At 61.0% G+C, this 24,751-nt stretch carries 30 protein-coding genes; 19 read left to right on the top strand and 11 right to left on the bottom strand.

The window, feature by feature from the left end:
• Positions 1-54: 54 nt before the first annotated feature.
• The 10 genes from GFM02_RS25620 to GFM02_RS25575 all read left to right on the top strand — a co-directional run bounded on the left by GFM02_RS25620 (position 55) and on the right by GFM02_RS25575 (position 7,301).
• Positions 55-1,680 (top strand): cisplatin damage response ATP-dependent DNA ligase, encoded by a 1,626-nt coding sequence (locus tag GFM02_RS25620; RefSeq protein WP_168323158.1) that lies wholly within the window; start codon positions 55-57, stop codon positions 1,678-1,680.
• Between the two features lie 113 nt (positions 1,681-1,793).
• Positions 1,794-2,714: an alpha/beta hydrolase family protein gene (locus GFM02_RS25615; RefSeq protein WP_168323157.1), complete on the top strand. Its 921-nt coding sequence runs from the start codon at positions 1,794-1,796 to the stop codon at positions 2,712-2,714.
• 79 nt (positions 2,715-2,793) lie between these two features.
• Positions 2,794-2,997 (top strand): hypothetical protein, encoded by a 204-nt coding sequence (locus GFM02_RS25610; protein ID WP_168323163.1) that lies wholly within the window; start codon positions 2,794-2,796, stop codon positions 2,995-2,997.
• 54 nt (positions 2,998-3,051) lie between these two features.
• Complete coding sequence (locus GFM02_RS25605; RefSeq protein WP_168323162.1) at positions 3,052-3,750, top strand: nucleotidyl transferase AbiEii/AbiGii toxin family protein; 699 nt, start codon at positions 3,052-3,054, stop codon at positions 3,748-3,750.
• Positions 3,751-3,848: 98 nt separating this feature from the next.
• Positions 3,849-4,655 (top strand): L,D-transpeptidase, encoded by an 807-nt coding sequence (locus GFM02_RS25600; RefSeq protein ID WP_020049094.1) that lies wholly within the window; start codon positions 3,849-3,851, stop codon positions 4,653-4,655.
• Positions 4,656-4,832: 177 nt separating this feature from the next.
• Positions 4,833-5,567, top strand: coding sequence for a L,D-transpeptidase family protein (locus GFM02_RS25595; RefSeq protein WP_020049095.1), 735 nt, complete (start codon positions 4,833-4,835; stop codon positions 5,565-5,567).
• A 325-nt stretch (positions 5,568-5,892) separates the two neighbouring features.
• Positions 5,893-6,102, top strand: coding sequence for a cold-shock protein (locus GFM02_RS25590; RefSeq protein WP_003546468.1), 210 nt, complete (start codon positions 5,893-5,895; stop codon positions 6,100-6,102).
• Between the two features lie 164 nt (positions 6,103-6,266).
• Positions 6,267-6,551 (top strand): cold-shock protein, encoded by a 285-nt coding sequence (locus GFM02_RS25585; protein WP_168323156.1) that lies wholly within the window; start codon positions 6,267-6,269, stop codon positions 6,549-6,551.
• A gap of 77 nt (positions 6,552-6,628) precedes the next feature.
• A complete protein-coding gene (rpsU, locus tag GFM02_RS25580; RefSeq protein ID WP_003546477.1) occupies positions 6,629-6,868 on the top strand; it encodes a 30S ribosomal protein S21 in 240 nt (79 codons plus the stop codon).
• A gap of 208 nt (positions 6,869-7,076) precedes the next feature.
• Complete coding sequence (locus GFM02_RS25575) at positions 7,077-7,301, top strand: hypothetical protein (RefSeq protein WP_168306982.1); 225 nt, start codon at positions 7,077-7,079, stop codon at positions 7,299-7,301.
• A gap of 39 nt (positions 7,302-7,340) precedes the next feature.
• Here GFM02_RS25575 and GFM02_RS25570 read toward each other — a convergent pair whose 3' ends face one another.
• Positions 7,341-7,829 carry a MarR family winged helix-turn-helix transcriptional regulator gene (locus GFM02_RS25570; protein ID WP_026265067.1) on the bottom strand — a complete coding sequence of 163 codons (489 nt, stop codon included), beginning with the start codon at positions 7,827-7,829 and terminating at the stop codon, positions 7,341-7,343.
• Between the two features lie 124 nt (positions 7,830-7,953).
• Here GFM02_RS25570 and GFM02_RS25565 point away from each other — a divergent pair, with 124 nt between their 5' ends.
• The gene (locus GFM02_RS25565) at positions 7,954-8,376 is read left to right on the top strand and encodes an organic hydroperoxide resistance protein (RefSeq protein ID WP_003546481.1); all 423 of its coding nucleotides are present in this window, start codon (positions 7,954-7,956) and stop codon (positions 8,374-8,376) included.
• Positions 8,377-8,468: 92 nt separating this feature from the next.
• On the opposite strand, the gene GFM02_RS25560 is transcribed toward GFM02_RS25565, so the two are convergent.
• Complete coding sequence (locus tag GFM02_RS25560) at positions 8,469-8,915, bottom strand: MarR family winged helix-turn-helix transcriptional regulator (RefSeq protein ID WP_168323155.1); 447 nt, start codon at positions 8,913-8,915, stop codon at positions 8,469-8,471.
• 88 nt (positions 8,916-9,003) lie between these two features.
• Between GFM02_RS25560 and GFM02_RS25555 the strand changes: the two genes are divergently transcribed.
• The 3 genes from GFM02_RS25555 to GFM02_RS25545 all read left to right on the top strand — a co-directional run bounded on the left by GFM02_RS25555 (position 9,004) and on the right by GFM02_RS25545 (position 11,157).
• Positions 9,004-9,732, top strand: coding sequence for a DUF899 domain-containing protein (locus tag GFM02_RS25555; protein ID WP_168306979.1), 729 nt, complete (start codon positions 9,004-9,006; stop codon positions 9,730-9,732).
• Positions 9,733-9,840: 108 nt separating this feature from the next.
• Entirely contained in the window at positions 9,841-10,308 is a 468-nt protein-coding gene (locus tag GFM02_RS25550; RefSeq protein WP_168306978.1) for a DUF1579 domain-containing protein, read from the top strand.
• Positions 10,309-10,377: 69 nt separating this feature from the next.
• Positions 10,378-11,157 carry a VOC family protein gene (locus GFM02_RS25545; RefSeq protein ID WP_168272706.1) on the top strand — a complete coding sequence of 260 codons (780 nt, stop codon included), beginning with the start codon at positions 10,378-10,380 and terminating at the stop codon, positions 11,155-11,157.
• 227 nt (positions 11,158-11,384) lie between these two features.
• Here GFM02_RS25545 and GFM02_RS25540 read toward each other — a convergent pair whose 3' ends face one another.
• A complete protein-coding gene (locus GFM02_RS25540) occupies positions 11,385-12,905 on the bottom strand; it encodes an ABC-F family ATP-binding cassette domain-containing protein (protein ID WP_168323154.1) in 1,521 nt (506 codons plus the stop codon).
• 477 nt (positions 12,906-13,382) lie between these two features.
• Between GFM02_RS25540 and GFM02_RS25535 the strand changes: the two genes are divergently transcribed.
• Positions 13,383-14,045 (top strand): helix-turn-helix domain-containing protein, encoded by a 663-nt coding sequence (locus tag GFM02_RS25535; protein WP_225524969.1) that lies wholly within the window; start codon positions 13,383-13,385, stop codon positions 14,043-14,045.
• Positions 14,038-14,454, top strand: coding sequence for a hypothetical protein (locus GFM02_RS25530; RefSeq protein WP_168323153.1), 417 nt, complete (start codon positions 14,038-14,040; stop codon positions 14,452-14,454). The genes GFM02_RS25535 and GFM02_RS25530 overlap by 8 nt, the downstream gene beginning before the upstream one ends.
• 103 nt (positions 14,455-14,557) lie before the next feature.
• On the opposite strand, the gene GFM02_RS25525 is transcribed toward GFM02_RS25530, so the two are convergent.
• From GFM02_RS25525 to GFM02_RS25505, 5 genes are all read right to left on the bottom strand, one after another.
• Positions 14,558-16,153 (bottom strand): ABC-F family ATP-binding cassette domain-containing protein, encoded by a 1,596-nt coding sequence (locus GFM02_RS25525; RefSeq protein ID WP_168323152.1) that lies wholly within the window; start codon positions 16,151-16,153, stop codon positions 14,558-14,560.
• Entirely contained in the window at positions 16,107-16,376 is a 270-nt protein-coding gene (locus tag GFM02_RS25520) for a hypothetical protein (RefSeq protein ID WP_168323088.1), read from the bottom strand. The genes GFM02_RS25525 and GFM02_RS25520 overlap by 47 nt, the downstream gene beginning before the upstream one ends.
• 35 nt (positions 16,377-16,411) lie before the next feature.
• The gene (locus tag GFM02_RS25515) at positions 16,412-16,741 is read right to left on the bottom strand and encodes a helix-turn-helix domain-containing protein (RefSeq protein WP_168323151.1); all 330 of its coding nucleotides are present in this window, start codon (positions 16,739-16,741) and stop codon (positions 16,412-16,414) included.
• The gene (locus tag GFM02_RS25510) at positions 16,731-17,090 is read right to left on the bottom strand and encodes a type II toxin-antitoxin system RelE/ParE family toxin (RefSeq protein ID WP_026265072.1); all 360 of its coding nucleotides are present in this window, start codon (positions 17,088-17,090) and stop codon (positions 16,731-16,733) included. The genes GFM02_RS25515 and GFM02_RS25510 overlap by 11 nt, the downstream gene beginning before the upstream one ends.
• A 218-nt stretch (positions 17,091-17,308) precedes the next feature.
• Positions 17,309-18,871 carry a helicase HerA-like C-terminal domain-containing protein gene (locus GFM02_RS25505; protein ID WP_168323150.1) on the bottom strand — a complete coding sequence of 521 codons (1,563 nt, stop codon included), beginning with the start codon at positions 18,869-18,871 and terminating at the stop codon, positions 17,309-17,311.
• Positions 18,872-19,092: 221 nt separating this feature from the next.
• On the opposite strand from GFM02_RS25505, the gene GFM02_RS25500 reads away from it, so the two are divergent.
• The 3 genes from GFM02_RS25500 (at position 19,093) to GFM02_RS25490 (ending at position 20,456) form a co-directional block, all read left to right on the top strand.
• A complete protein-coding gene (locus GFM02_RS25500; RefSeq protein WP_097621527.1) occupies positions 19,093-19,485 on the top strand; it encodes a hypothetical protein in 393 nt (130 codons plus the stop codon).
• Between the two features lie 97 nt (positions 19,486-19,582).
• A complete protein-coding gene (locus GFM02_RS25495) occupies positions 19,583-20,038 on the top strand; it encodes an NUDIX hydrolase (protein ID WP_168323149.1) in 456 nt (151 codons plus the stop codon).
• A 76-nt stretch (positions 20,039-20,114) separates the two neighbouring features.
• Entirely contained in the window at positions 20,115-20,456 is a 342-nt protein-coding gene (locus GFM02_RS25490; RefSeq protein WP_168323161.1) for a hypothetical protein, read from the top strand.
• A 32-nt stretch (positions 20,457-20,488) separates the two neighbouring features.
• On the opposite strand, the gene zwf is transcribed toward GFM02_RS25490, so the two are convergent.
• The 3 genes from zwf to GFM02_RS25475 form a co-directional block, all read right to left on the bottom strand.
• Positions 20,489-21,997, bottom strand: a complete 1,509-nt coding sequence (gene zwf, locus GFM02_RS25485; protein WP_168323148.1) for a glucose-6-phosphate dehydrogenase — start codon at positions 21,995-21,997, stop codon at positions 20,489-20,491.
• Between the two features lie 135 nt (positions 21,998-22,132).
• Positions 22,133-22,903 carry a trans-aconitate 2-methyltransferase gene (gene tam, locus GFM02_RS25480; protein WP_168323147.1) on the bottom strand — a complete coding sequence of 257 codons (771 nt, stop codon included), beginning with the start codon at positions 22,901-22,903 and terminating at the stop codon, positions 22,133-22,135.
• Between the two features lie 87 nt (positions 22,904-22,990).
• Entirely contained in the window at positions 22,991-24,271 is a 1,281-nt protein-coding gene (locus GFM02_RS25475; protein WP_168323146.1) for a CNNM domain-containing protein, read from the bottom strand.
• Between the last annotated feature and the right edge of the window lie 480 nt (positions 24,272-24,751).

The raw sequence follows: 24,751 nt of genomic DNA, 5'->3' as shown, positions 1-24,751 counted from the left end.
GTCTTTTCCATATGCCGTTGGGGAGGGGTCTTCCTCAAGAGCAGGGAGGCACCCATGAAAGCCTTCGCCGACCTCCTCGATCGCCTGGTGCTGACCCCCAGCCGCAACGGCAAGCTGAAGCTGCTGACCGACTATTTCCGCGACACGCCGGATCCTGACCGCGGCTATGGCCTTGCCGCCATCGCCGGCACGCTGGAGGTGCGCAACGTCAAGCCCGCCATGCTGCGCGAGCTGGTGCTGGAGCGGATGGACGAGGTGCTGTTTCGCTATTCCTACGACTATGTCGGCGATCTTGCCGAAACCATCTCGCTCGTCTGGGACAATGAGAGGGATATCGACCGCTCGGCCTTTGCCCAGCCGCGTCTCGGCGAGGTCGTCACCGGCATGAATGCGCTCGGCCGCACCGAAGTGCGCAGCTACGTCCGCGATCTTCTCGACCGGCTGGATTCCTCCGGCCGTTTCGCCTTCATCAAGCTTGCCACCGGCGCCATGCGCATCGGCGTTTCCGCCCGCCTTGCCAAGCAGGCACTCGCCGATCTCGGCGACAAGGACGTCACCGAGATCGAAACCCTCTGGCATGGCCTGCAGCCGCCCTATGAGACGCTGTTCGAATGGCTGGCGGGTGGCGGCGAAAAGCCGGTGCTGGCCACTCCGGCGATCTTCCATTCCGTCATGCTCGCCAATGCGGTGGAGGAGGGGGATCTGACCGGTCTCGATCCAGTAAATTATGCCGCCGAATGGAAATGGGATGGCATCCGCGTCCAGCTCTCCCGCTCCGGCGACAGGCGCAAGATCTATTCCCGCTCCGGCGACGACATATCAGGCGCCTTTCCCGATATTCTCGACGCGATCGATTTTTCCGGCGTCGTCGACGGCGAATTGCTGGTCGGCGGCACCGCCCGCTCCAACAGCCCGACCCGCACCTTCTCCGACCTGCAGCAGCGCCTGAACCGCAAGACGGTGACGTCGAAGATGCTTGGCGATTACCCCGCCTTCATCCGCGCCTATGACCTGCTCTTCGACGATGAGGAAGATGTTCGCGGTCTTGCCTATGTCGATCGCCGCGATCGGCTGACCGAGATCATCGACCGCGCCCCGCACGACCGTTTCGATCTCTCGCCGCTCGTGCCGTTCTCGTCGTGGGAAGAACTCGACGCTCTGCGTGCCGCCCCGCCTGATCCGGTCATCGAAGGCGTGATGATCAAGCGCCGCGACAGCGTCTATCAGGCCGGCCGCATGAAGGGTCCCTGGTTCAAGTGGAAGCGCAACCCCTACAACGTCGATGCGGTGTTGATGTATGCCCAGCGCGGCCACGGCAAGCGCTCCAGCTACTATTCCGATTTCACCTTCGGCGTCTGGGCTGATGACGAGGACGGCGAACAGCTGGTGCCCGTCGGCAAGGCCTATTTCGGCTTCACCGATGCCGAGCTCGAGGTGCTCGACAAGTTCGTGCGTGACAATACCACCGAGCGTTTCGGCCCGGTGCGGGCCGTGCGCGCCGACAAGGATTTCGGCTTCGTCGTCGAAGTGGCCTTCGAAGGCATCAACCGCTCGACCCGGCACAAATCGGGAGTCGCCATGCGCTTCCCCCGCATCGCCCGCCTTCGCCCCGACAAACCCTCCTACGAGGCCGACCGGCTGCGCACGCTGATCGCCATGATCGAGGCCAAGCCGGCGTGACGTTGCAAGCCCTGCGCAACAATGACGCAGGGCAATATTTTCAACAGCATGTGTATTGGCGGCAACGATCTTCCGGTGCAGATTCTGCATGCCGGGAAAATGATGGGTGCGTTATGAGCTCGCGTGAACGAAATTCCCTTTTCCTCCAGCGCCGTGTAGTTTTGGCGGGTCTTGCCGGTGCACTTATCCTGCCGCGCGTGGCGGCCGCTTTCGATGTCCCGGACGAGCCGCGCCTTGCCAAGCGCGACTATGCCAAGGTCCGCCACCAATTCCGCACCAAGCTGTTGCAGAAGGGCCCGGCGCCCGACAAATACGAACCGCTGAATGCGCCAGCCGATGCCGACAAGATCTTCTACCGCTCGGGTTACGGCGAGCTGGAACTGGCGGCCTGGGTTTCGAAATACAAGCGCGAGCGCGCCGCCAGGCCGGCCGTGCTCTTCCTGCACGGCGGCAATGCCATGGGCATCGGCCATTGGCAGCTGATGAAGCCCTATATGGATGCCGGTTATGTCGTGATGATGCCGTCGTTGCGTGGCGAAAACGGCCAGATGGGCAATTTCTCCGGCTTCTACGACGAGGTCGACGACGTGCTCGCCGCCACCGAGCGCCTGGCGCATCTGCCGGGTGTCGATCCCGAGCGCCTCTTCATCGCCGGCCACAGCATCGGCGGCACGCTGACCATGCTGACGGCGATGAGCACTCACAAATTCCGCGCCGCTGCACCGATTTCAGGCAACCCCGATGCCTTCCGCTTCTTCAACCGCTATCCCCAGGACATCCGTTTCGACGATAGCAACGCGCACGAATTCGAGGTGCGTTCGGCGCTGTGTTACGCCCACAGCTTCAAATGCCCGGTCCGTGTCGTCCACGGCACCGAGGAGCCGCACTTCAACGACCGTGCCGATCTGCTGGCCCGCCGAGCCCGCGGTGCCGGCGTTCATATCGAAACGGAAACCGTCGCCGGCAACCATACCTCGGCACTGCCGGCCGAAATCGAACAGAGCATCCGCTTCTTCCACGGGGTGGCGACTTGAATTCCAGCCGCTTCAAATTGAGGGCCATTGGCCCTATATTGCTGGGATGACGACGAACGCTAAGAGCATGCCAGAAAGCATGATTGTGCCGAACGACTTCCCCGAGCTGAAATCGCTCGCCTGGAATCGCGATCCCGCGCGCGCCATGCCCGCCGGCGAGGCCTTCGCGCTTTATGAGCGCAACTGGCGTTTCGTCGATACCGGCAGGCTGAGCGAACGCGAGACGCAGCTGATCCGCGATCTGGCCGCCACCTATGGTAACGGCGTCCTGCTCGTTTCCTGATTTTCCGTTTGTTTATCCCTAGCATCTATGCTTGGCGGAAATCGGGTGACCATTATGGAATTCGGACGGCCGGAACATCGTACCATCGCCGCGGCCCTTAGGCTGATGAAGGCTGATTTTCTTCTGGCCAGCAAATGTTGGTTTGCCGGCGGAACCGCGATTGTCATGCATCTCGACGAATACCGGCTGTCGCTCGATGTCGATTTTCTCTGTGCAGATGGCGAGGGATATCGCGTCTTGCGTATGGCGGCGGTCGAAAGCGGAGCAGGGGCCTTTTTCGCAAAGCCGGTAACCGCGCTCCGAGACTTCAGGACTGACCAATATGGCATCCGCACGGTCCTTACCCTCGATGGGCAGCCGATTCGCTTCGAAATCGTGCGCGAGGCGCGGATTGCTCTTGAAGGTACTGTCGATCCACGGCTGAACGTTCCCATGCTATCGCTGCCGGATATGTTCGCCGAAAAACTGCTCGCCAATGCTGACCGCTGCCAGGACAGGGCCGTCGCCTATCGTGATGCTATCGATCTCGGCATGCTTCTCATCCGCTACATGGAAATTCCCACTGTCGCTGTTCTCAAGGCGACGGAAGCCTATGGGCAAGACATTGAGCGCAAGATCGGTTGGGTCCTCACCAGACTTGAGGACGAGACTGAATTGAGACATGCCGCAAGCGTTCTGCAGATGGACGGCGACCTTGCCGTGCGGGCGATCGCCGCACTTCGCGGTGAAGCCCGACGGCTCTGGTCGTCTTAGCCCCGGCTTTCCCACGCCAACGCCAGCCTCGCGCCAGCCGCGGATGCCATCGTTCCGGCAGATATCGCTGTCTGCCGATCGTTGATAAGGGTGGTTCCATGAATTTTCTGCGCCGGGTCTTCCCGATTGCCGGGCTCGTGATTGCAGTTGCGTCGCAGAGCGGCTGCAACATCCTCATTCCCGATGTCGCCGCCGATTCGCCCGCCCGCTTCGTCCAGGAAACCTCGCCGGTCTTCTATCAGCCGCCCGGCGTCGATCCGCGCCGGGTGCGGCCGATCCCCGATCAGCCGGTGCCGCAGACGCGCGAGCTCTACCAGACGCAGTTCAACCAGACCTATGGCCTGCCGGTTACCAATCCCGTGCATATGGCGATGTATGGTGAGCTTCGTGACGAGGATTTCACCCTGCCGGCGATCCCGGTCAGCCGCGTGCAGCCGCAGTTCCTGCGCCAGGAGGTCGATTATCAGACGACCGAGCGCCCCGGCACGGTGGTCATCGATACCAAGGCGCATTTCCTCTATTTCGTCGAGGGCAACGGCAAGGCGATGCGCTACGGCGTCGGTCTCGGTCGCGATGGTTATGCCTGGTCGGGCCGCGGCGTCATCCAGTGGAAGCAGAAATGGCCGCGCTGGACGCCGTCGGTCGAAATGGTCTCGCGCCAGCCTGAAGTTCGCCCGTTTGGGGTGGAGAATGGCGGCATGAATCCGGGGCTGATGAACCCGCTCGGCGCCCGCGCCATGTATATCTTCAAGGATGGGCAGGATACGCTCTACCGTGTCCACGGCACACCCGACTGGCAGTCGATCGGCAAGGCCACCTCGTCGGGCTGTGTGCGCATGCTGAACCAGGACGTCGTCGATCTCTACGACCGCCTTCCTGCCAAGGCCGAGATCGTTGTGATGTAGTGCTGCAACAGCGCTTCCCATATCGTCTGCTTCTGGCGGGACACGTCTGCGTGAAGCTATGGTTTATTTGGCGCAAGCCGATAGATATTCCTAATATCGTTATCGGCATCGGACGAATCACCGGTTTAACCGGCGTCTTGTCCGGCTTCCCGTATCAAAGGAAATCAGTCTCGCGTCATGAGCTTCGATAGACATCTTTCCCGCCGCAGCTTTCTTTCCTTTTCGGCGTTGACCGCAGCCTCCGCGCTCACCGGCTGCGCCTCCTCAGCGAACACCGTGACATCAGGCGATACGACGATCATTTATCGTTCGCCCATGCGCCTGTTCCAATCGATGGGAACATCGAGCGTGCCGAGCGGGGCCGAACTTGCCGTCATGTATGGCCCCATCGAAGACGGCGGCTTTCTCATTCCAGCCGTTCCCTACGAGCAGATCGATCCGCGCTATTATCGCCAGCGCGTCGTCGATCCCACCGGTCAGCCCCCCGGCACCATTGTCGTCGATACGCCGTCGCGCTTCCTCTATCTCGTCCAGGGCGACGGCATGGCGATGCGTTACGGCGTCGGCATCGGCCGCGAGGGTTTCGCCTGGCAGGGGTCGGGCGTCATCCAGTGGCGTCAGAGATGGCCGCGCTGGAAGCCGCCGAACGAGATGGTCGCTCGCCAGCCCGAACTCGTCAAATATTCGATCGAGAACGGCGGCATGGAGCCGGGTCTGAAGAACCCGCTCGGCGCCCGCGCGCTCTATATCTTCTCGAACGGAGAGGACACGCTCTACCGCCTGCACGGCAATCCCGACTGGCGCTCGATCGGCAAGGCCGTCTCGTCGGGCTGCGTGCGGCTGATGAACCAGGATATCATCGATCTCTACGACCGCGTGCCGACAAAGGCGCCCATCGTCGTCTGGCAATAATCGTCACCGAGGCGGCCGCAATTCGGCCGCCTCGGAATTATCCTTTTCCCGGGCAAGCGAGTGCTTTGCCCTGGGCAAGCTGGCGCTTTGCCCCGGAAAAAGAGGTGCTTCCCCCTGGGGCAAGAGCTTCATTTTGCCCCCTCGAGAGAATTATTTTCCGAAATACCATTGCTTAATTCGGTAAATATCCTACATGGTGCGTATCGAATTGCTTGCGACCTTTGTCCACGCGCTTGAGCGCTCCGTCAGATATCCTCTCAACATCGATACGGCTTGTCGGACATCTTTCCGCAGGCGAACACAAACGGTTGAAAAGGAGATCGTTATGAATTCAGGCGTCGTCAAGTGGTTCAATGGCACTAAGGGTTTTGGCTTCATTCAGCCCGATGATGGTTCTACGGACGTTTTTGTCCATATCTCAGCGGTTGAACGCGCCGGAATGCGCGAACTCGTTGAAGGTCAGAAGATCCGCTACGATCTCGTCCGCGACAAGAAGTCCGGCAAGAATTCGGCCGACAATCTTCAGGCCGCATGATTTGTCATTCGCCTACGCTGACCACGGATGTACTGGCGGCGGGCTGACCAAACTGGCAGCGGGCTGAGTGACTGGAAGAGGTCGGGTTCGAGCCCGGCCTTTTTGCTTTGCGCAGGCCTTGTGATTGACCGATTGAGCAGCCGAAGAGTTGAAGGGACGCTGAAATGGGCAGACAAAACTATAAAGTCGGCGACATGATCGTACTGAAATCCGGCCTCACTCGAACGGCGAAAGCCAACAAGCGGTGCCGGATCTCCAGCATCCTGCCCAACGACCACGGGCATGTGCAATATCGCGTCCAATTCGACGCGGAGAATTTCGAGCGCCGCATCACTGAGGCCGACATCGATACCGGTGAATCTCCGTCGAGGGCTTCCCCCGAGGTGGCGGCCAAGTCCGACGGCGCCGAGCCTTGGCTGACGTTTTCGAGCATCAAAATCGGGAAGTAGTTCCGGGTTTTTTATTTTGGCCCGGGTTTTTATTTTGGACAGTGCGGCCTCGCCGCCGCGACAGGAAGGATATCGTTTTGCAGGTACTCGTCAGAGATAACAATGTCGATCAGGCGCTCCGCGTGCTCAAGAAAAAGATGCAGCGGGAAGGCCTGTTCCGGGAAATGAAGGCGCGCAGCGCATTTGAGAAGCCGTCCGAGAAGCGCGCCCGCGAAAAGGCCGAGGCCATTCGCCGCCAGCGCAAGCTCGCCCGCAAGAAGCTGCAGCGCGAAGGTCTGCTGCCGGCACCGAAGAAGGTTCTCCGCCCCACCCGCTAATCCCGGGCGTGGCATCACGGCCCAACCGTGGCAATCACGGTTCAGCCGTGAATCATGGTTTCTGCCGTGGAGCCATGGCTTACACCGCCGCGCGTCTTTTTGAGACGCGCAAGGAGGCTGTAACACTTTGAATTTCAGCATAATTCCTTGACCGATTCCGATTTGAGGAACTATGCAGTAACGCCGTCATCACCTGGGAAAGGGGCCTATGACCGCCACCAAGGGAGAATTCTTCAATCCCGCCAAGCTTTCGTCTCGCGACAAGGCGGAAGCGACCGATCACACGGCGCGCGCCATTATTGCCGCCGAGGCATCGGCCCGTGACAAGAAGACGGAGAAGCTGAAGGCGCTGCGTTTGCAGCAGGAGGCCGAGGCCGAACCTAAGGCGGCGCCTGCAAAGAAGCGCCGGGCGCCGGCCAAGCCGCGGCCCTGATTTCTCGGCGCGCACGCCGGCTCTACCGGGTAAATGCGTTCAGCCGCCGCCCGTGCCGGCACGCCCGAGATTGCCCCGCAGCCGATGCAGCATGTCGCGCATCTCGGCCATTTCCTGAAGCGTGCAGCCCGCGGCTTGCCCGATCGCCGTCATGATCGTATCGATCTCTCCTTTCATTGCCTCACCTCTAGGGGTCAGCGACACGATCACCTGCCGCTCGTCGCGCAGGTCGCGGATGCGCTTGATCAGCCCGCTCTGTTCCAGCCGTTTCAACAGCGGCGACAGCGTGCCGGAATCGAGATCCAGCTGCTCACCGATCGTCTTGACCGGCAGTTCGCCGCGTTCCCACAGCACCAGCATCACCAGATATTGCGGATAGGTCAGGCCGACCCTGTCGAGGATGGGCTTGTAGGCGCGGGTGAAAGCATGCGCCGTCGCGTAGACGGCGAAGCACAACTGCTTTTCCAGTCGCTTCTCCTCTTGCGGTATCTCCATCGTCTTCGTCGTTTGCGCTCTCATATCTATTATCCCTGAAGCCTGATTGTCCTCTTTTCGAATCCGAAATGCAATTTGCAAAATTCACTTGCGTACAATTTAATTGTGCGATAAGGAAAATCCAACCCGATCAAAGGGCCAACCAAAGGAGATTGTCATGCCTATTCTCTATACGACCAAAGCCTCTGCTACCGGCGGCCGCGCGGGCCGCGCCGTTTCCGAAAACGGCGTTCTGGACGTGACGCTGACCGTTCCCAAGGAACTCGGTGGTGACGGCGCGACCGGCACCAATCCCGAACAGCTCTTCGCTGCCGGCTACTCCGCCTGCTTCCTCGGTGCATTGAAATTTGTCGCGGGCCAGCAGAAGGTCAAGATTCCCGAGGACACAACGGTCTCCGCCAAGGTCGGCATCGGCCCGCGTGAAGATGGCGGCGGCTTCGGCATCGAAGTGGCGCTGACGGTCAACATCCCGGGTCTCGATCGTGAAACCGCTGAAAAGCTCGCAGCCGCAGCCCACATCGTCTGCCCCTACAGCCACGCCATGCGCACCTCGACCGAGGTCCCGGTCACCGTCGCCTGATCGATTTTAAAAACTTGGTAGCCGCATCGGCTGCCGCCATCCGCCGGCCGGGCAGCGTACTTTCCGGCCGGCTTCGGCGGTTTTGGCATCATTCATGACAGCGCCTGCAGATCCTGCCGCAGCCGTTCGGCGCTACCATCCGGCAGCTTGCCGTCTATCATTGCATGTGTGCTTTTCCAGATCGGCAGGGCCTTTGCCAGCACCGACTTGCCCTCAGGGGTGAGACACAGCAGCCGGCCGCGCCTATCCCGCGGATTTTCCATCACCGTCACCCAGCCCTTGCGCTGCAGCGGCTTCAGCGCCGCCGTCAGCGTCGTCTGATCCATGGCGAGCAGGGCAGCGACCGGCCCCATCGGCGGTGGCTCGGGCCGGTTCAGCGACATCATTAGCGAAAACTGCCCGTTGGTCAGCCCGGCCGGCCTCAGCGCATCGTCGAACAGCCGGGCAAGCGCGCGCGCTGCCCGCTGCACATGCAGGCAGAGGCAGGTGTCACGCACCATCAGCGTCGTGGAAAAGGGAATCTCGATCGAATTTGACATGCTCCATTTCTATTGATATCAATCTATTTAGTCAAGGAAAAGGAGATGAGCCGGCTTCACCGGTAAGCGCCGGAGGAGGGCGCATTCCATGCAGAACGAGGTTGTTTCCCGCGAAGAGTGGCTTGAAGCCCGCCGTGCCTTGCTGGCAAAGGAGAAGGAGGCGACGCGGCTGCGCGACAGCGTCAACGCCGCCCGTCTGGCGCTGCCCTGGGTGAAGGTCGACAAGGATTATGTCTTCGAAACGCCGGAGGGCAGGAAGTCGCTCGCCGATCTCTTCGACGGCCGCAGCCAGTTGCTGATTTATCATTTCATGCTTGGCCCGGATTGGGAGGCCGGCTGCACCGGCTGCTCCTTCCTGTCCGATCATGTCGATGGCGCCCTGCCGCATCTGAACCATCACGACGTCACCTGGGTCGCCGTTTCGCGCGCACCGCTCGATAAGATCGCCGCCTATAAACAGCGCATGGGCTGGAAATTTCCCTGGGTCTCTTCCTTCGGCAGCGATTTCAATTTCGATTATCACGTTTCTTTCAGCCCGGAGGATCTTGCCAAAGACAAGGTCTTCTATAATTTCACGCCTATGCAGCCGGCTGACGCCAATGACGAACTGCCGGGCCTCAGCGCTTTCTACCGCAACGACAAGGGCGAGGTCTTCCATACCTATTCGAGTTATGCCCGCGGGCCGGAAGAACTGATCGGCACCCTGATGATCCTCGACCGCGCGCCGAAGGGCCGCAACGAGGACAGCACGATGAATTTCGTGCGCCGCCACGACGAATATGAGGAGGCCGCCAAGGCGCCATCCTGCTGTCACTGAGCCGGAGCATCATGCCGAAAAGTGTAAGCGGCTTTGCCGGGAAAGCCTCGAAGTGACTTTCACAGGATGCGGAAAAACTAACACCACCATCATTCAAGGGAGAAGAGGATGATGAAGACCGCTGAAGTGCTGAAGGAACATTCCTTCCTGGAAAGACTGGTCGGCGACTGGACGGTCACCGCACCCGACATGACTGGCGGCGAGCCCTGGACAGAGACCGTGCGCTCGCTGCATGGCATCTGGTTCGTCGCCGAAGGGACCGGCCGTATGCCTGATGGTAAGGAGGCGACCAGCATCCTGACGCTCGGCTACAATGCTTCGAAAGCCAAGTACATCGGCAGCTGGATCGGCAGCATGATGGACTATATGTGGGTCTATGAGGGCGAGGTCGACGCGTCGGGCAATGTGCTTGACCTCTATACGACAGGTCCCGACTTCAACACCGAAGGCCTTGCCGATTATCGCGAGCAGATCACCTTCGTCGACGCAGATCACCGCACCTTCGTCTCCAGCGTCAAGCAGCCTGATGGCTCGTGGAAGCAGTTCATGGAAGCGCATTACGCCCGCAAGATCTGACAATCACGGCGCGCCCCAAACCCCGAAAACGGGGCCTAGGAAAAGCGGCGTCGAAAAAGGGAGAGTATGATGTCCAAGACGCATGGAAAGTTCATCTGGTGCGAATTGATGACCCCCGACACATCGGCTGCGGCGAAATTCTATAGCTCGGTCGTCGGCTGGACCACCTCCGAGATGAAAATGGAGGGCATGCCCACCTACACGATCTTCGAGGCGAACGGCATCGGCGTCGCCGGCCTGATGGAATTTCCGGCCGAACTCGAAGGCAAGGGCATTCCGCCGAACTGGACGGGTTATGTCGATGTCGACGACGTCGACCAGTCGGCCAAGGATTTCGCCGCCAATGGCGGTTCGGTCCGCCGTCCGCCGGAAGACATCCCGACCATCGGCCGCTTCGCCGTCGTCGCCGATCCGCATGGCGCGGTGCTCTGCATCATGACGCCGGCGCCGATGGAGAAGCCCATGCCGGAACTGGCCTTCGACGCACCCGGCAATATCGGCTGGCGCGAACTCTATGCCGGCAATGGCAAAGAGGCGCTGGCCTTCTATTCCAAGCTGTTCGGCTGGACGAAGGACAGCGAAATGGACATGGGCCCGATGGGCGTCTACTACATCTTCGCCCATAACGGCAGGCAGACCGGCGGCATGATGACCAAGCCGGAAAACATGCCGATGCCCTTCTGGTGCTATTATTTCATCGTGCCGACCCTCGATGCCGCGATCGAACGTGTCACCTCAGGCGGCGGCAAGGTCGTCCACGGCCCGATGGAAGTCCCCGGCGGCAGCTGGATCATCCAGGCCACCGACCCGCAAGGCGCCTTCTTCTGCCTGGTCGCACCGAAGCGATAGGGTTTGACGCGACAGCGTGCGGCAGGCGAGCCCCTCATCCGGCTGCCGCCACCTTCTCCCCGTAAACGGGGCGAAGGGGATATGTCGCAACCTCTCCGTTCCCCATCAACCCCTCGCAGGGCACGTTGCCTCTCCCCGCGGGGGTCCGCGACGGGTCGAGACGAGTGGCTCGACCCGGGTAAGTTAGGGTAAGGGGCAGCGGCCCCACGCCACATCCTCACCATCCATCACCCCGCAACCGAAGCAAAGAACCCTTCCGGGCTCTCTACCTCCACCAGCCGCTTCTTCTCGATCAGCCAGAACCGGTTTCCCACCGCCCGCACGAAACTGCGGTCATGCGAGACCAGCAGGCAGCTCGCCTCATGCGCCATCAACTCCCTCTCCAGCGCCTCCTGTCCGTCGATATCGAGGTGGTTGGTAGGCTCGTCGAGGAGGTAGAAGTTCGGCTCCGCCAGCCGCAGCACCAGCATGCCGAGCCTGGCCTTCTGGCCGCCGGAGAGCTGGCCGATCGGTTTTACCTGCATGTCGATCGTCATGCCGGCGCCGGCGAGCAAAGCCCGCGCCCGCTGATCGCCGACATCGAAGCGGCGGATAATCGTGCCGATCGGCGTGTCGGTATCGGCAAGATCGGCAAGCGCCTGGTCGCCATAGCCGAGAACGAGCGAAGGCGTCGCCTTGATGCTGTCCCGCGCCGTCTCCGGTCTTTCGATCGCCTCTTTCAGCATCGACACCAGCCGTGACTTGCCGGCGCCGTTGAGGCCGAGCAGCACGATGCGGTCGCCCTGGCAGATGAATTGCCGGCCGGTCTTGAACAGTAGCGTTCCATCCGGCGTCGTCACCGCCGCATCCTCCAGCGTCACCAGCACCTTGGCATGTGTGCCGCGGTTGGAAAGCCGGATGGCGCCGGCCGAGCGCTCCAGATGCGCCGGTTTTGCCGCATCCTCCAGCTTCTCCGCCCGCTGCTTGAGCTGCTTCGTCTTGACGACGAGCAGATCGCTGCCGGAATTGATACCGATATTGTTGAGCTTCGCCGCCTGCTTGCGCAGTTGCTCCGCCACCTTCATGTCGCGTTCGTAGCGCCGCGCCTCCGAGGCGTCGGCCTCGTCGAGGGCGGCGCGCGCCCGGCTATAGGGCAGGGCGAAGACCGGCGATTGCTCCGGCCGCAGGAACAGTGTCCGGTTGGTCGTCGCATCGAGGAAGGCGCGGTCGTGGCTGGACAGGATAACCGGCACGTCGCGCGGCAGCGCATTCAGCCAGCTCTCCAGCTGCGAGATCTTTTCGAGGTCGAGATGGTTGGTCGGCTCGTCGAGCAGAAGCACGTCGGGCTCGCCAACCCAGGTGCGGGCAAGCATGGCAAGCCGCTGCCATCCGCCGCTCAACTGCTTCAATGGCCGGCCGCGCATGACCTCCGGCACTTCGAGCGATTCCAGCACCACGTCGACCCGCCAGCTTTCGCTTTCGGCCTGATCGGCCGGCAACGCCTGCAGCACCGCATCGTAGAACGGCGTGTCGAAAAGGGCAGGTGGCACATTCTGCGCGACATGGCCGACGGTCAGCCCGCGCGCTTTGGTGATCTCGCCCTCGCTCGGCTCCAGCGCGCCGGTGATGCAGGCAATCAGCGTCGATTTCCCCCGCCCGTTGGCGGCGACGAGGCCAATGCGGTCGCCGGCATTGACGACGAGATTAAGCTTGAAAAACAAGGGATTGCCCAGCGTCACGCCGAGATTGCGGATATTGATGAGTGTCATGATCGTTCTCTGGTCTTGACCGGGTATCAAGCGCGGTCCGGGGCGTTCAGCCATCACGGAATTTCGCGGTTCGGACCCGGGAATGAGAGGAATGCGCGCTGTCATCTACGGCGCCGCATTGGCCACGAAGGGCAGACCAGGAAGAGATGTCGAGAAACGGTCTCTGGTCAGCCCTGCAAACGCATTTGCAGGGCGTTGACGGGACCACGCTGGCGATTAAACCGGAAATAATATTGCATTGCGTGATCCTCCTTTCTCAAAAGCTTGCGAGATTCCAATAACATTGCCCGCAAAAAGAGGCAAGGGAGCTCGCAGTCACCGATATTCCCAGCGCCGCGCCGATGCCGGTAGTTCTGAGGGCGATCCAGACGATTGCCCCTAGCCCTATAGTGGTTTAATATCGGATCAAACAATTTGATATTAAATTATTTGATCGGATATCGGATCAACTGATTTGATATCCGTCTGGAGAAAGATGTGGCACGATCAGAACCTCAGAGTGCAATGCGGGCGCCGCTCGACACCGTGTTCGGGGTCGATTCCAACGTTCGCGTCCTGCGTGTCCTCGCTGCCCATGGCGGACCGCTTTCCAGTTCGGACATCACACGGCGAGCGAAGCTCTCGAAGACCGGCACGCGACAGGGTCTGATCTCCCTGGAGGAATGTGGTGCGATCGTCACCGAAGGTTCGGGGCACAGTCGCCTGCACAGGTTCAATCACGATTATTATCTGGCGCCGCAGATCAAGGCGCTGTTCGGCGCCGAATCCGTCAGGTTCGAGAAGATGCTCGATGCCGTACGTCTCAGCGCGGGAGAACAGACGCCGGATCTTTCGAGTCTCTTTGTCTACGGTAGTGTAGCAAGGGGTGAGGATCACCTCGGCAGCGATCTGGATATCGGCCTTGTCGCCCGCCAGGAAGTCCTTGCGGGAATTGTCGAAAAGGTGAGAGAGAATCTGCGGCAGTCGTCAAGGTCGCTAGGCTTCACTCCTTCGGTCGTCGGCTTGGACCTCGATGACGTTAGTCGCCTCGACCGCGATAGGGATCCTTGGTGGAACTCGATGCTCGAAGACGCCATCGTCCTGCAGGGAGCACGCCCAGAGGATCTTGCGGCACGGGTCAGGGAGCGCGCGGATGGTTAGAACCGGGTCCACGAAGAGAAAGGACGGCACCTATGTTGCTGGACGGCTCGCTGTCGCTCGTGGCTTTCTCAAGGATGCTCGCAACAGCAACGCGGTCGCCGATCCCGGCGACATTGGAAACCCCTCGATATCCACCGTGATCAACTGTGCGATCGCCTATGCAGACGCGGTCACCGCCAAGTTTAAGGGCGAGATCAACCAAGGAGATCATCAGGCGGTCATCAAACTCCTTCGTGGCGCACTGGGCAACGAACTGCCCAACAGACAGGAAGCGAATCTCAAGACACTTCTCGAACAGAAGGACGAAGTGCAGTACGGTTCGAGGGCGAAGACGCGCGATGACGCGTTACGCGCCCTCGAGCGCCTCGAAGAGTTCGCAGCCTGGGCCGAAGTCGTTCTTTCGAAATAACCGCCGTGGTGCCGGCATCGGCGATGCCAGTGGCGGTATATGGCTGGCCGACAATCGGCATGCGTCCGCCTGTCTTTGGCGCAGTTGCGACCCAATTTCTGATTTATCCGGCCGGCTCGCCACCAAGCAGCTCCAGCCGCCGCGTTATCCCGATACTCCTGAGGAATGTCTCGTCGTGGCTGACCACCAGCAGCGCGCCGTCATAAGCGCGCAGTCCTGCCTCGACCGCGGCGATCGAGCCGATGTCGAGATGATTGGTCGGCTCGTCGAGGATCAACAGCGGCGGCGGTGCCGAGCCGAGGACGCAGGCAAGGCCCGCCCGCAGCAATTGCCCGCCGCTCAGCGTCGATACGGTCTGCAGCGCCGCATCGGCCCTGAACATGAAGCGGGCAAGGGCGGCCCGGCAGGTATTTTCATCGGCCTGCGGATTGATCCGGAGAAAATTGTCGCGGATCGAGGCTGACGGATCGAGCAGGCTCACCTTCTGATCGAGCATCGAGAAAGCGGTCATGACGCTGACCGTGCCGGCCCAGGGTTTCAGCGCGCCGGTAACGAGCGCCAGCAAGGTCGTCTTGCCCGAGCCGTTGCGGCCGGTGACGGCGATACGCTCGGGTCCCGTCACATCGAAGGAGAGATCGCGGATAACGGGATCATCAGGCTGGTAGCCCGATGTCACGCCATCCATCTTCAGCACGATCTTGCTGGCAGGCAGCCCGGTCGGCGGCAGGGCGACCGACAAGGGCTGGAGGATCTCGATCTTCTCACGCGCTGCCGTTGCTTCTTCCAGCGCCTGGGCGCGCCGGCGGTCGGCGAGCCGGGCATTGTCGCCACCCGTCGTTTCGCTCCGTTCCTTCATGCCGCCGAGCATGATGCGCGGGATGCCGCCCTTGGCGGCGATCTTCCGCCCAGTGCTGTCCCTGTGCGCCTGACGCTCCACCGTCGCCTGCGCCTTCCTCGCCACCTCGGCCATGCGTTTTTCTGCTTCAGTGAGATCATGCTGTGCCGCGGCGAGCTCGAGCGCCTTGCGATCTCGGAAATGGCTCCAGTTGCCGCCGTAGCGCGTGGCACCGAGCGACGTCAGCTCGACGATCGCATCGACGCTTTCGAGCAGTTCCCGGTCATGGCTGACGATGATGGCGCCGGCCCGCCAGCCTGATATCAGCGCGATCACCGCCTCGCGGCCTTCGCGATCGAGATTGTTTGTGGGTTCGTCGAGCAACAGGAAATCCGGTTCAGTGAAAACAAGCGCGGCAAGCCCGGCACGGGTGCGCTGCCCGCCGGAGAGCACGGCAAGCGGCGTCTCCGGCGGTGCGTCGAGCCCCGTCCGATTGAGCGCTGCGGCGATGCGCGCCTCCAGCATCCAGTCCGCCGATGCAAGCTCGTCGGCCGTTGCCTCGCCACCTTCGGCGCGGCGAAGAATAGCGAGCGCATCGGTCACGCCGAAGAGATCGGCGATCGTTTCCTCAGGCGTCACCTGAACGTTCTGCCGCAGCACGCCGAGGCTGCCGCCGACGGATACCGTCCCGGAATGCGGTTGGATATCACCGGAGACGAGTTTGAGCAGCGTCGTCTTGCCGACGCCGTTGCGCCCGACGAGACCGGTCCGCTCGGCCCCGAAACTCAGGTCGAGATTGGAAAAAAGCGGCCGCCCGTCAGGAGCGGACCATGAAATTTGCGAGAGAGTGATGGATGCGGGCATGAATATGGATGTCCCCGTTGGCAAGGCGAACTGGCGTTGCGATCGGGTTGAAATCCATTGCGGCACACATCCTGTTGAAATGGTCGATGGCTGGTAATTTAGGGAATAAAGGCATCAGGTTCAAGGCGAGGCAGCCAATCGGGCGGCAGACAGCGATCTTGCCGCCCTTCTTCTGCTTGCAGTCGGCGGATTGTCGCTTCAGGCTGCCGAATGTTCCGCGCACGGAGCGCGGGGCTGCCGTATTCGAGTGCTCTGCAGTTACACGATCTGCTTCACGTAGATCTCAGGATCAAAATCAACGCGCCTCGCTTTTCCGTCAGGCGTTTTCAAGACAAGCTCGACTCCGCCTCCAAGAGAATGCATGTACCGCACGATGGACGATAGGAGGACATCGTCGGCGCTTTCGATTTTGGAAACAGTGTTCTGCGTCATGGCCGCACGCGTAGCGACCTCTTGCTGTGTTGCATGCATCGCTTTGCGCACTTCCGCCAAGGCTTTGCCCAGACGACGCTCCTGACGTTTCATGTCGAGCCGAGCACGAACATCTTCTGGAAGTTCGTCGCGTAACGTCTTCCATTCAGTGCTCATTTTTCTTCTCCTTCAGCCACGCACCGAACCGCGCGTCAGCTTTGTTGATCAGTTGTTTGTAAAAGAGCGCTTTATTCATGCCTTGCTTGTCTCCTCCGCAAAGGATGATGGCACTTTGAGCGGGATCGAAGGCGAAAGCAAAACGCCAGACCTGTTTGCCAAATTTGACTCTGATTTCCTTCATATTCGCATAATCGGAACCTGAAAGCGTATCGACCTCAGGGCGCCCTAAGAACGGGCCATCATCTTCAAGGTGGTCGAACACTTCGCCAACCAGTTCTTTCAACCCCATCTCCAGTTCTTTCCATTCAGGGACGAAGTCGGGATGGAATTGAACCTTATATGTCATCGGCTGCCCAAGAAATATATATTTAAAGATATAAAATCAAGATCGAGATCAAACAAGCTGGATTGAGAGACGTGGCTCAACCCAAGCAGCTCGAATGAGGGACAGAACACCGCGTTGCTGCCTTTCACTGGTCGCTCGAGGCGTTCTCGATGATGCTTCTTACCCTTCATCTGCCTGCGGGCATCGTCCTTCGGACCCAGGGAAGAAGAGACCCAGGCTCACCGCTTCAAGCTCCCCAAGATCCCGCGCACCAGCGCCCGGCCGACCTGCGTCGCCACCGTGCGCGCAACGCTTTTCATCGCCGCTTCCACCACCGTTTCGCGCTGATAGCCGGACGCCCGGCCGCGCGACTGGCCGCGACCCTGGCTGTCGTCATTGCTGCCGCCGAAGCCGGGAAGGGTCCAGCCGGAGGTGGTGCCCGGCTGCTGCTCTGCCGCTTCTTCCTGCGCTCGCTTGGCGGCCTCGGCATCGGCCGCCTTCTTTGCCCGCGCCGCCAGCAGCTCGAAGGCGGATTCGCGGTCGACATCCTCGTCATAGATGCCAAGAACTGGGCTCTTGTCCATGATCTGCCGGCGCTCGGCATCCGTCACCGGGCCGACGCGGCCGGATGGTGGGCGGATCAGTGTGCGCTCGACGATCGAAGGCGCGCCCTTGGCCTCAAGCGTCGAGACCAGTGCCTCGCCGGTGCCGAGATTGGTGATGACGGTGGCGCAATCGAAGGCCGGATTGGCACGGAATGTATCGGCCGCCGTCCTCACCGCTTTCTGCTCGCGCGGCGAATAGGCGCGAAGCGCATGCTGCGCCCGGTTGCCGAGCTGGGCGAGCACCGTTTCCGGCACGTCGAGCGGGTTCTGCGTCACGAAATAGACGCCGACGCCCTTGGAGCGGATCAGCCGCACCACCTGCTCGACGCGTTCGGTCAGCACCCTTGGCGCGTCGTTGAAGAGCAGGTGCGCCTCGTCGAAGAAGAAGACGAGTTTCGGCTTTTCGGGATCGCCCACCTCGGGCAACTCCTCGAAGAGCTCGGAGAGCAGCCAGAGCAGGAAAGTGGCATAAAGCCGCGGGTTCATCATCAGCTTGTCGGCGGCCAGCACCGAAATCTGGCCGTAGCCATTATTGCTGGTGCGCATGATGTCGGTGATCTTCAGCGCCGGTTCGCCGAAGAAGTGCTCCGCACCCTGCTGTTCGAGAACGAGCAGCGCCCGCTGGATCGAGCCGACCGAAGCCTTGGAGATCAGCCCGTACTGGTTGGAAAGTTGGCTGGCGTTCTCGCCCATATAGTTGAGCAGCGAGCTGAAATCCTTGAGGTCGAGCAACGGCAGCCCGCCCTGGTCGGCGATCTTGAAGGCGATGTTGATGACGCCTTCCTGCGGTTCGGAGGCATCCATCAGGCGGGCGAGCAGCAGCGGTCCCATCTCGGCGATGGTGGTGCGCACCCGGTGGCCCTTCTCGCCGAACAGATCCCAGAAGATCACCGGAAACTGGTCGAATTCGTAGTCGGTAAAGCCGATCTGCTCGGCGCGCTTCGTCAGGAAGTCCTTGGGCTCGCCCTTGGCGGCGATGCCGGACAGGTCGCCCTTGATATCGGCCGCAAACACCGGAACGCCGGCCCGCGAGAAACCCTCGGCCAGTACCTGCAGCGTCACCGTCTTGCCGGTGCCGGTTGCGCCGGTGACGAGGCCGTGGCGGTTGCCAAATTTCAGGTCGAGATATTCCGGCTTGTTGATGCTGTCATCGGGATTGCGGCTCGCGCCGATGAAAATCTTGCCTTCCTCGATCATTCGGAATGCTCCCTTGGGCTGTGCCGCCATTTATGAGAAGGCGTGCTTCTGCCGCCTTCATCGAACCATCGTTTCCCTGTTATAAGCAGGCATGCGCATGCGGACAACTGTTTGCATTGAAAGCAAAACCGGACAAAGTGCGGCCCGGGGAGGGGCCGGCTTGAGTTGCGGTCGAATCTCGATTAACGTTGACGTTAACGTAAAAAAACAGGAGGCTGACGATGAATGAAATTGTGACCCAGATCGCCGATCGCGTGGGTATTGCGCCTGATCTGGCCGAAAAGGCGCTCGGCATGATGCTCGGCTTCCTGCAGCGCGAGGCCGCCGATGGCCCGGTTGCCAAGATGATCGAAGCGATCCCCGGCGGCGCCGATCTTGTCGCCCAGTTCAACGGCGCAGGGGCCGGCGGCGGCGGTCTGCTCGGCGGGCTGATGAACTCGCTCGGCGGCGGCGGCATCATGGGGCTCGGCCAGCAGCTGATGGGCGAAGGCCTCGGCATGGGCGAGATCACCTCGCTTGCCAAGGAAACCATCGCGATCGCCAAGCAATATGCCGGCGAAGAGGTCGTCGACGAGGTCGTCGCTTCCGTCCCGGGCCTCAGCCAGTTCGTCTGAGACGAGAAATCGGCAGGAGCCTCGCTTTGTTGCGGGGCTCGCTGTTCTCGCCACACCGGGGTGAAAAGCAAGCGCTGCCCCTATCGAAGGAGAGCAGATGACCGTCTGGCGCCCATCGCAGCAGATCAGGGTGAAGGTGATCGGCCTCGCCTGGCGGAAAGACCAGCTGCTTGCTGCCGAAGTGGAGGACGACAGCGGTCGCATCAAGGGCGTTCGCCCGCTTGGCGGCGCGATCGAATTCGGCGAGAGCCGTGAAGAAGCCTTGCACCGCGAATTCAGAGAGGAACTCGAGACGGCGATCCGCATCGTCGGCCCCTGGCATCTGCTTGAAAACATCTTCGAACATCATGGCGCGATCGGTCACGAATATATCTTCGCCGCCGACATCGAACTGGCCGATGCATCGCTCTACGGGCGCGACGAGATCCGCTATTCCGAACTCGACGAGACGGCGGCGACGGCGCGCTGGTTCGGCCGCGACAGGCTGCAGGACGCCGGCATCGATCTCTATCCGACAAGTCTCGACAGGCTGCTGTCGCGCTGGCGCGATTGAGCTGGAGATCGCCCGCTCTGAGGCGCCATATTCCGATCGCCAAACTTTGATCGTCGGCCCCCGCTTCCGGGGAACAATGAGGTCGTCGTGCTGTTTCTGTCGCATCGCTGAAACCATAGGGAATAGCATCATGCGTATGTTTCTTGCAGCAGCCTCGATCATTCTCCTCGGATTCGCCACGCCGGCCTTCTCCCAGGCGCTTGCTGATATGGACTATAGCGGCCGCTTCGGCGGTATGCCGCCCGGCACGGTGCCGGGGGCGGAATCCAGCGGCGGACTCGTGATTCCGTTCGATTCTGTCGAAACCGGTGATATCAACGTCGTCATTCCGCCGGATCGGCCCACATGCCCGCGCCCCGGGACGCGTCAGTACCGCGCGGCCGAGCGCGACGGTACGCTAAGCGACGCCTGCCGCTGACGGGGTAGTCCAGGATTGGAAGGCAGGACCGGCTATTTGTCGTCCTTGTGTAGTATCACGCCGAGTTCATGCCACTGCCGCCTGTCGCGCTGGATCAGTTCGTCGGCTGAGGCCGGTCCCATGCTGCCCGGCGCGTAAGCGTCTGGCACGCTTTGATCCCTAGCCCAGATATCGAGGAAGGGTTGCACCGCCGCCCATCCGGCCTCGATGCCGTCGGCGCGCTGGAACAGCGTCTGGTCGCCGATGAAGAGATCATAGAGCAGTGATTCATAGCCGGTCGTCTTGGCAATATCGAATTTGTCGGCATAGCGGAAATCGAGCGAGACCGGCACGGTGTCGACGGAAAGCCCCGGCGATTTGATCGAGATTTCCATGCTCATGCCCTCGTCGGGCTGCACCTGGATCACCAGCCGGTTCGGCGGCAGGCGCCGCTTGACGTCGGTCTCGCGAAACTGCGCGAAGGGAACCGGCTGGAAGGTGATGACGATCTCGGTGTCGCGCGCCGTCAGCGCCTTACCGGTCCTGAGATAAAAGGGCACGCCGGCCCAGCGCCAGGTATCGGCATAGAGCTTCAGCGCCACGAAGGTCTCGGTCCTGCTGTCGGGCGAGACGTCCTTGGTGTCACGATAGGCCGGAAGCTCAGCACCGTTGAGGGGCCCCGCGCCATAGGCGCCGCGCACGCCATGCGTCTTGGCCTCCTCAGGCGTATAAATGCGCAGCGCCTTCAGCACCTTGCTCTTCTCGTTGCGGATCGCTTCGGCATCGAAACTGTTCGGCGGTTCCATGGCGATCATCGCCAGCAGCTGGAAGAGATGGTTCGGCACCATGTCGCGCAATGCGCCGGTTGCATCATAGAATTTGCCGCGGCTGCCGACATCGACGATCTCGGCGGCGGTGATCTGCACATGGTCGATGTAGCGGCTGTTCCACAAGGACTCGATCATCATATTGGCGAAACGCGCCGTCATCAGGTTCTGCACGGTTTCCTTGCCGAGGAAATGGTCGAGCCGGTAGACTTGGCCTTCCCCGACCTGCGCGAGGATCTGTGCATTGAGCGCCTGCGCCGAGGCGAGATTGGTGCCGAACGGCTTCTCGATGGCGACGCGGCGGAAGACGCCGTCGCTTTCATTGGTTAGCCCATGGGCGGCGAGCTTCTCGACGATCGTGCCGAAAAAGGATGGCGGCACCGCGAGATAGAAGGCGGCATTGGCATGCGGCCCCAGCCGCTTGCCGATCTCGACGAAAATATCGTCCTTGGTAAAATCCCCGGACGTGTAGGAAATGCGCCGGCGCAGGCTTTCCCAGGCTTCGTCCTTCACCGTCGGCGCTTCGCCGCTCAGATGGTTGAGGAATTGGTCGAGCCGCCCACGCAGGAATTCGTCGTCACCCGGTTCGATGCCGATGCCGAGAATGTGGAGATCCTCGCCGACCAGCCGGCTGCGCGTCAGATTGATGATCGCCGGCACCAGCAGGCGGCGCGTCAGGTCTCCCGTGGCGCCGAAGATGACGAGAGTGACCGGCGGGGTAGGGGCAGCGTCCATGTGTCATCTCCGTGGAATTTGCGGCCGACTATACCGCGCGCCGGCTGTGTCGCAACATATGCAGGCGAGGGATAACAGGCATTTGACACCATGCGGAGTGGCCGACCCTCGCGTCACCTTGGTCGGGGCGGACGACTACCCTTTCACCGCCACCATGAAGATCCTCGGAAACCTGAGCAGCACCCGCCCGTCCGACATCTTGGGATAGGCCTTTTCCAACCGCTCCCGATAATCCGCCAGGAATGCCTCGCGATGCTCTTCGCCGGCATGGGCGAGATAGGGCATCAGTCCGGTTCCCTTCACCCATTCGACGATCGCCGCCGCATCCGCCATCGGGTGATTGTAGACCGTGTGCCAGATATCGACGCGCGAAGCTTTGGCGATCAGCCTGGAGTAATAGGTGGACGGCGGCGGCAGCGGCTTGCGGCGCACGCTCTTGGCCTCGAAGGCGGATTTCCACGGGCCGGCATGGGCAGTCTCCTCCATCGCCAGATGCGAGGGTTCGCCGAGATTGTCGGGCATCTGCACGGCCAGCACGCCGCCTTCGGAAAGCCCGTCCATCAGCCGGTCGAAGATATCGAGATGATCGGGCAGCCATTGGAAGACGGCATTGGCAAAGAGCAGGTCGGCGGGTTCAGCCGGGTGCCAGCTGGCGAGATCAGCCTCGACGAAGGCTGTGCCCGGCAGCCGTTTGCGCGCCGCCTCCAGCATGTTCATGTCGCTGTCGACGCCGGAGACGCCGTCCGCCCCATAGCGCTCGATGATCAGCTCGGTCGAATTGCCCGGGCCGCAGCCGAGATCGATGGCATGACGAATGTTTTGCAGCGGCACCTGTGCCAGAAGGTCACGCGACGGTCGCGTGCGCTCGTCCTCGAATTTCACATATTGGCTGGCGGACCATGCCATGGCGGTACCTCCTGGTGTCGGGCCACGTCTTCCATGCGCATCGTGTCGATGTTGCTGCCGTCGAGCTTGACGACACGGGCCAAGCCGTCACCCTCGATCTTCAGACACAAGTATTTTGTCGACGCGCCTCCCGTCGAGATCGATGACCTCGAAGCGCCATCCACCTCTCGTGAAGCTCTCCCCCAATTCGGGCAGATGTTTCAGCTCCTCCAACACCAGGCCGGCCACAGTCTGATATTCCAGATCGTCATCGAGCCTGAGGTTTAAGAATTCAGCGAATTCGTCAATCGGCGTCCAGCCCGACACGAGATAAGAGCCGTCGTCTCGACGAGCGATGGCCTGTTCATCGACAGGTCCCTCCTGGAGAGCCCCCATGATTGCTTCCAAAATGTCACCCGACGAGACAATCCCCTCGAAATGGCCGTACTCGTCGAAAACCAGCACCATGTGAACGGGCGATTTCCTGATGGCTTCAATCACATTGATGGCAGTTGAAAGATCTGAAACCACCGGGACATCTTGCGTCAGCGCCTTGATGTCGACAGTGCCGTGTTCGGACATCGAGTCGTAGAAGTCCTTGACCGGAAGGATGCCGATCACCTCGTCCGAACTGCCTTTTCGAACCGGCAACCGCGACCGCTTCGTCCTGTGCAACTGGGTCCGAATTTCATCAAGGCTGTCGTCAATATCGATAATTTCGACGTCGCGTCGGGGCGTCATAAGCGCTCGGGCGGTGCGGTCAGCCAGCCGCATGACACCCGATATCATCGCGGACTCTTCGCTTTCGATCACTCCAGCCGACTGCGCCTCGGCCAGAACAGTTTTGATCTCTGCGTCAGAGACATTGTCGCCACCTTTTCCTGCCTGGCCCAGGAGCTTCAGCACAAGATTTCCGGAGGCGTTTAGAAGCCACACGAGTGGCAGCGCGATTTTTGAAAGGATCGACATGGCTGGTGCGACCTTGGCCGCAACCGCTTCGGGTTCCCGCAATGCGATCTGCTTTGGAACAAGTTCGCCGATGATCAGCGAAAGATAGGTGATTGCCACAACGACCGAACCTACGCCAATGGTATCAGCGGCCGTCGATGACATCCCCTGGGCTTCCAGCCATCCGCTCAAACGGCCGCCGAGCGTGGCCCCCGAGAAAGCGCCGGATAGCACGCCGACCAGCGTGATGCCGATCTGGACGGTAGAGAGGAAACGACCGGGGTTTTCGGCAAGTTTGATCGCTTGAGCTGCACCCTTGCTTCCATTGTCGGAGAGAACCTTCAGGCGGGCTGTTCGAGAAGACACAACGGCCAGCTCAGACATGGCGAGCACACCATTCAGGATGGTGAGAAACGCCACAATTCCAATTTCCAGAAACACAGGGACCCTATTCGTTGAGGTTGTAATGCCGCATTCGTCAGGCGAAGCGGCGAGGCATTCGAAGGGACGCTCTTATACGCATATACGCATCGCCTGTCGTCTTTCCATTATCGTGTTGACATCAGTTCAGGTTCCATCAGGCCGCTCCTCTGAAGTGAAAGTCAGGGCCATCGGTAAAACCGGCAGGCTGCGGCCACCCGCCATTGACAATGGGAAGCGGCCCTCTCTGCGGGAGCCCTGATAGGCCTGAGGCGAGGCGGAGGTCGTCGCACCGTTTACAATGGTCGCCTGCTTCCTCGGCCGGGAGATCCCGGTTGGAAGGGGCGGAGCTTGTACTGGATGGGTCGCTGTCAGGCATGTCGCAATTTTGACGGTGAAACAGTGCCGACGCAAGAGGCGCCGGGCGAAAATCCTTATAGCGTCTTGATGTGACAGTTTCGCCAACGGCGGTCCTGGTCGAGAAAGCTTTCGCAGGAGCGC

Origin of the sequence: Rhizobium leguminosarum bv. viciae (genome assembly GCF_012276115.1) — a bacterium.
GTDB classification, from domain to species: Bacteria; Pseudomonadota; Alphaproteobacteria; order Rhizobiales; family Rhizobiaceae; genus Rhizobium; species Rhizobium leguminosarum_T.
This window is presented reverse-complemented; position numbering and strand designations above follow the sequence as displayed.

Excerpts from the sequence above, each read along its gene's own strand:
- GFM02_RS25590 (WP_003546468.1), top strand. The coding sequence starts at position 5,893 with ATGAATTCAGGCGTCGTCAAGTGGTTCAATGGCACTAAGGGTTTTGGC.
- GFM02_RS25540 (WP_168323154.1), bottom strand. The coding sequence starts at position 12,905 with ATGACACTCATCAATATCCGCAATCTCGGCGTGACGCTGGGCAATCCC.
- GFM02_RS25510 (WP_026265072.1), bottom strand. The coding sequence starts at position 17,090 with ATGACATATAAGGTTCAATTCCATCCCGACTTCGTCCCTGAATGGAAA.
- GFM02_RS25605 (WP_168323162.1), top strand. The coding sequence starts at position 3,052 with ATGGAATTCGGACGGCCGGAACATCGTACCATCGCCGCGGCCCTTAGG.
- GFM02_RS25500 (WP_097621527.1), top strand. The coding sequence starts at position 19,093 with ATGAATGAAATTGTGACCCAGATCGCCGATCGCGTGGGTATTGCGCCT.
- GFM02_RS25545 (WP_168272706.1), top strand. The coding sequence starts at position 10,378 with ATGTCCAAGACGCATGGAAAGTTCATCTGGTGCGAATTGATGACCCCC.
- GFM02_RS25515 (WP_168323151.1), bottom strand. The coding sequence starts at position 16,741 with ATGAGCACTGAATGGAAGACGTTACGCGACGAACTTCCAGAAGATGTT.
- GFM02_RS25525 (WP_168323152.1), bottom strand. The coding sequence starts at position 16,153 with ATGCCCGCATCCATCACTCTCTCGCAAATTTCATGGTCCGCTCCTGAC.
- GFM02_RS25530 (WP_168323153.1), top strand. The coding sequence starts at position 14,038 with ATGGTTAGAACCGGGTCCACGAAGAGAAAGGACGGCACCTATGTTGCT.
- tam (WP_168323147.1), bottom strand. The coding sequence starts at position 22,903 with ATGGCATGGTCCGCCAGCCAATATGTGAAATTCGAGGACGAGCGCACG.
- GFM02_RS25565 (WP_003546481.1), top strand. The coding sequence starts at position 7,954 with ATGCCTATTCTCTATACGACCAAAGCCTCTGCTACCGGCGGCCGCGCG.
- GFM02_RS25600 (WP_020049094.1), top strand. The coding sequence starts at position 3,849 with ATGAATTTTCTGCGCCGGGTCTTCCCGATTGCCGGGCTCGTGATTGCA.
- GFM02_RS25555 (WP_168306979.1), top strand. The coding sequence starts at position 9,004 with ATGCAGAACGAGGTTGTTTCCCGCGAAGAGTGGCTTGAAGCCCGCCGT.
- zwf (WP_168323148.1), bottom strand. The coding sequence starts at position 21,997 with ATGGACGCTGCCCCTACCCCGCCGGTCACTCTCGTCATCTTCGGCGCC.
- GFM02_RS25615 (WP_168323157.1), top strand. The coding sequence starts at position 1,794 with ATGAGCTCGCGTGAACGAAATTCCCTTTTCCTCCAGCGCCGTGTAGTT.
- GFM02_RS25595 (WP_020049095.1), top strand. The coding sequence starts at position 4,833 with ATGAGCTTCGATAGACATCTTTCCCGCCGCAGCTTTCTTTCCTTTTCG.
- GFM02_RS25490 (WP_168323161.1), top strand. The coding sequence starts at position 20,115 with ATGAGGTCGTCGTGCTGTTTCTGTCGCATCGCTGAAACCATAGGGAAT.
- GFM02_RS25610 (WP_168323163.1), top strand. The coding sequence starts at position 2,794 with ATGATTGTGCCGAACGACTTCCCCGAGCTGAAATCGCTCGCCTGGAAT.
- GFM02_RS25620 (WP_168323158.1), top strand. The coding sequence starts at position 55 with ATGAAAGCCTTCGCCGACCTCCTCGATCGCCTGGTGCTGACCCCCAGC.
- GFM02_RS25550 (WP_168306978.1), top strand. The coding sequence starts at position 9,841 with ATGATGAAGACCGCTGAAGTGCTGAAGGAACATTCCTTCCTGGAAAGA.
- GFM02_RS25575 (WP_168306982.1), top strand. The coding sequence starts at position 7,077 with ATGACCGCCACCAAGGGAGAATTCTTCAATCCCGCCAAGCTTTCGTCT.
- GFM02_RS25560 (WP_168323155.1), bottom strand. The coding sequence starts at position 8,915 with ATGTCAAATTCGATCGAGATTCCCTTTTCCACGACGCTGATGGTGCGT.
- GFM02_RS25505 (WP_168323150.1), bottom strand. The coding sequence starts at position 18,871 with ATGATCGAGGAAGGCAAGATTTTCATCGGCGCGAGCCGCAATCCCGAT.
- GFM02_RS25495 (WP_168323149.1), top strand. The coding sequence starts at position 19,583 with ATGACCGTCTGGCGCCCATCGCAGCAGATCAGGGTGAAGGTGATCGGC.
- GFM02_RS25585 (WP_168323156.1), top strand. The coding sequence starts at position 6,267 with ATGGGCAGACAAAACTATAAAGTCGGCGACATGATCGTACTGAAATCC.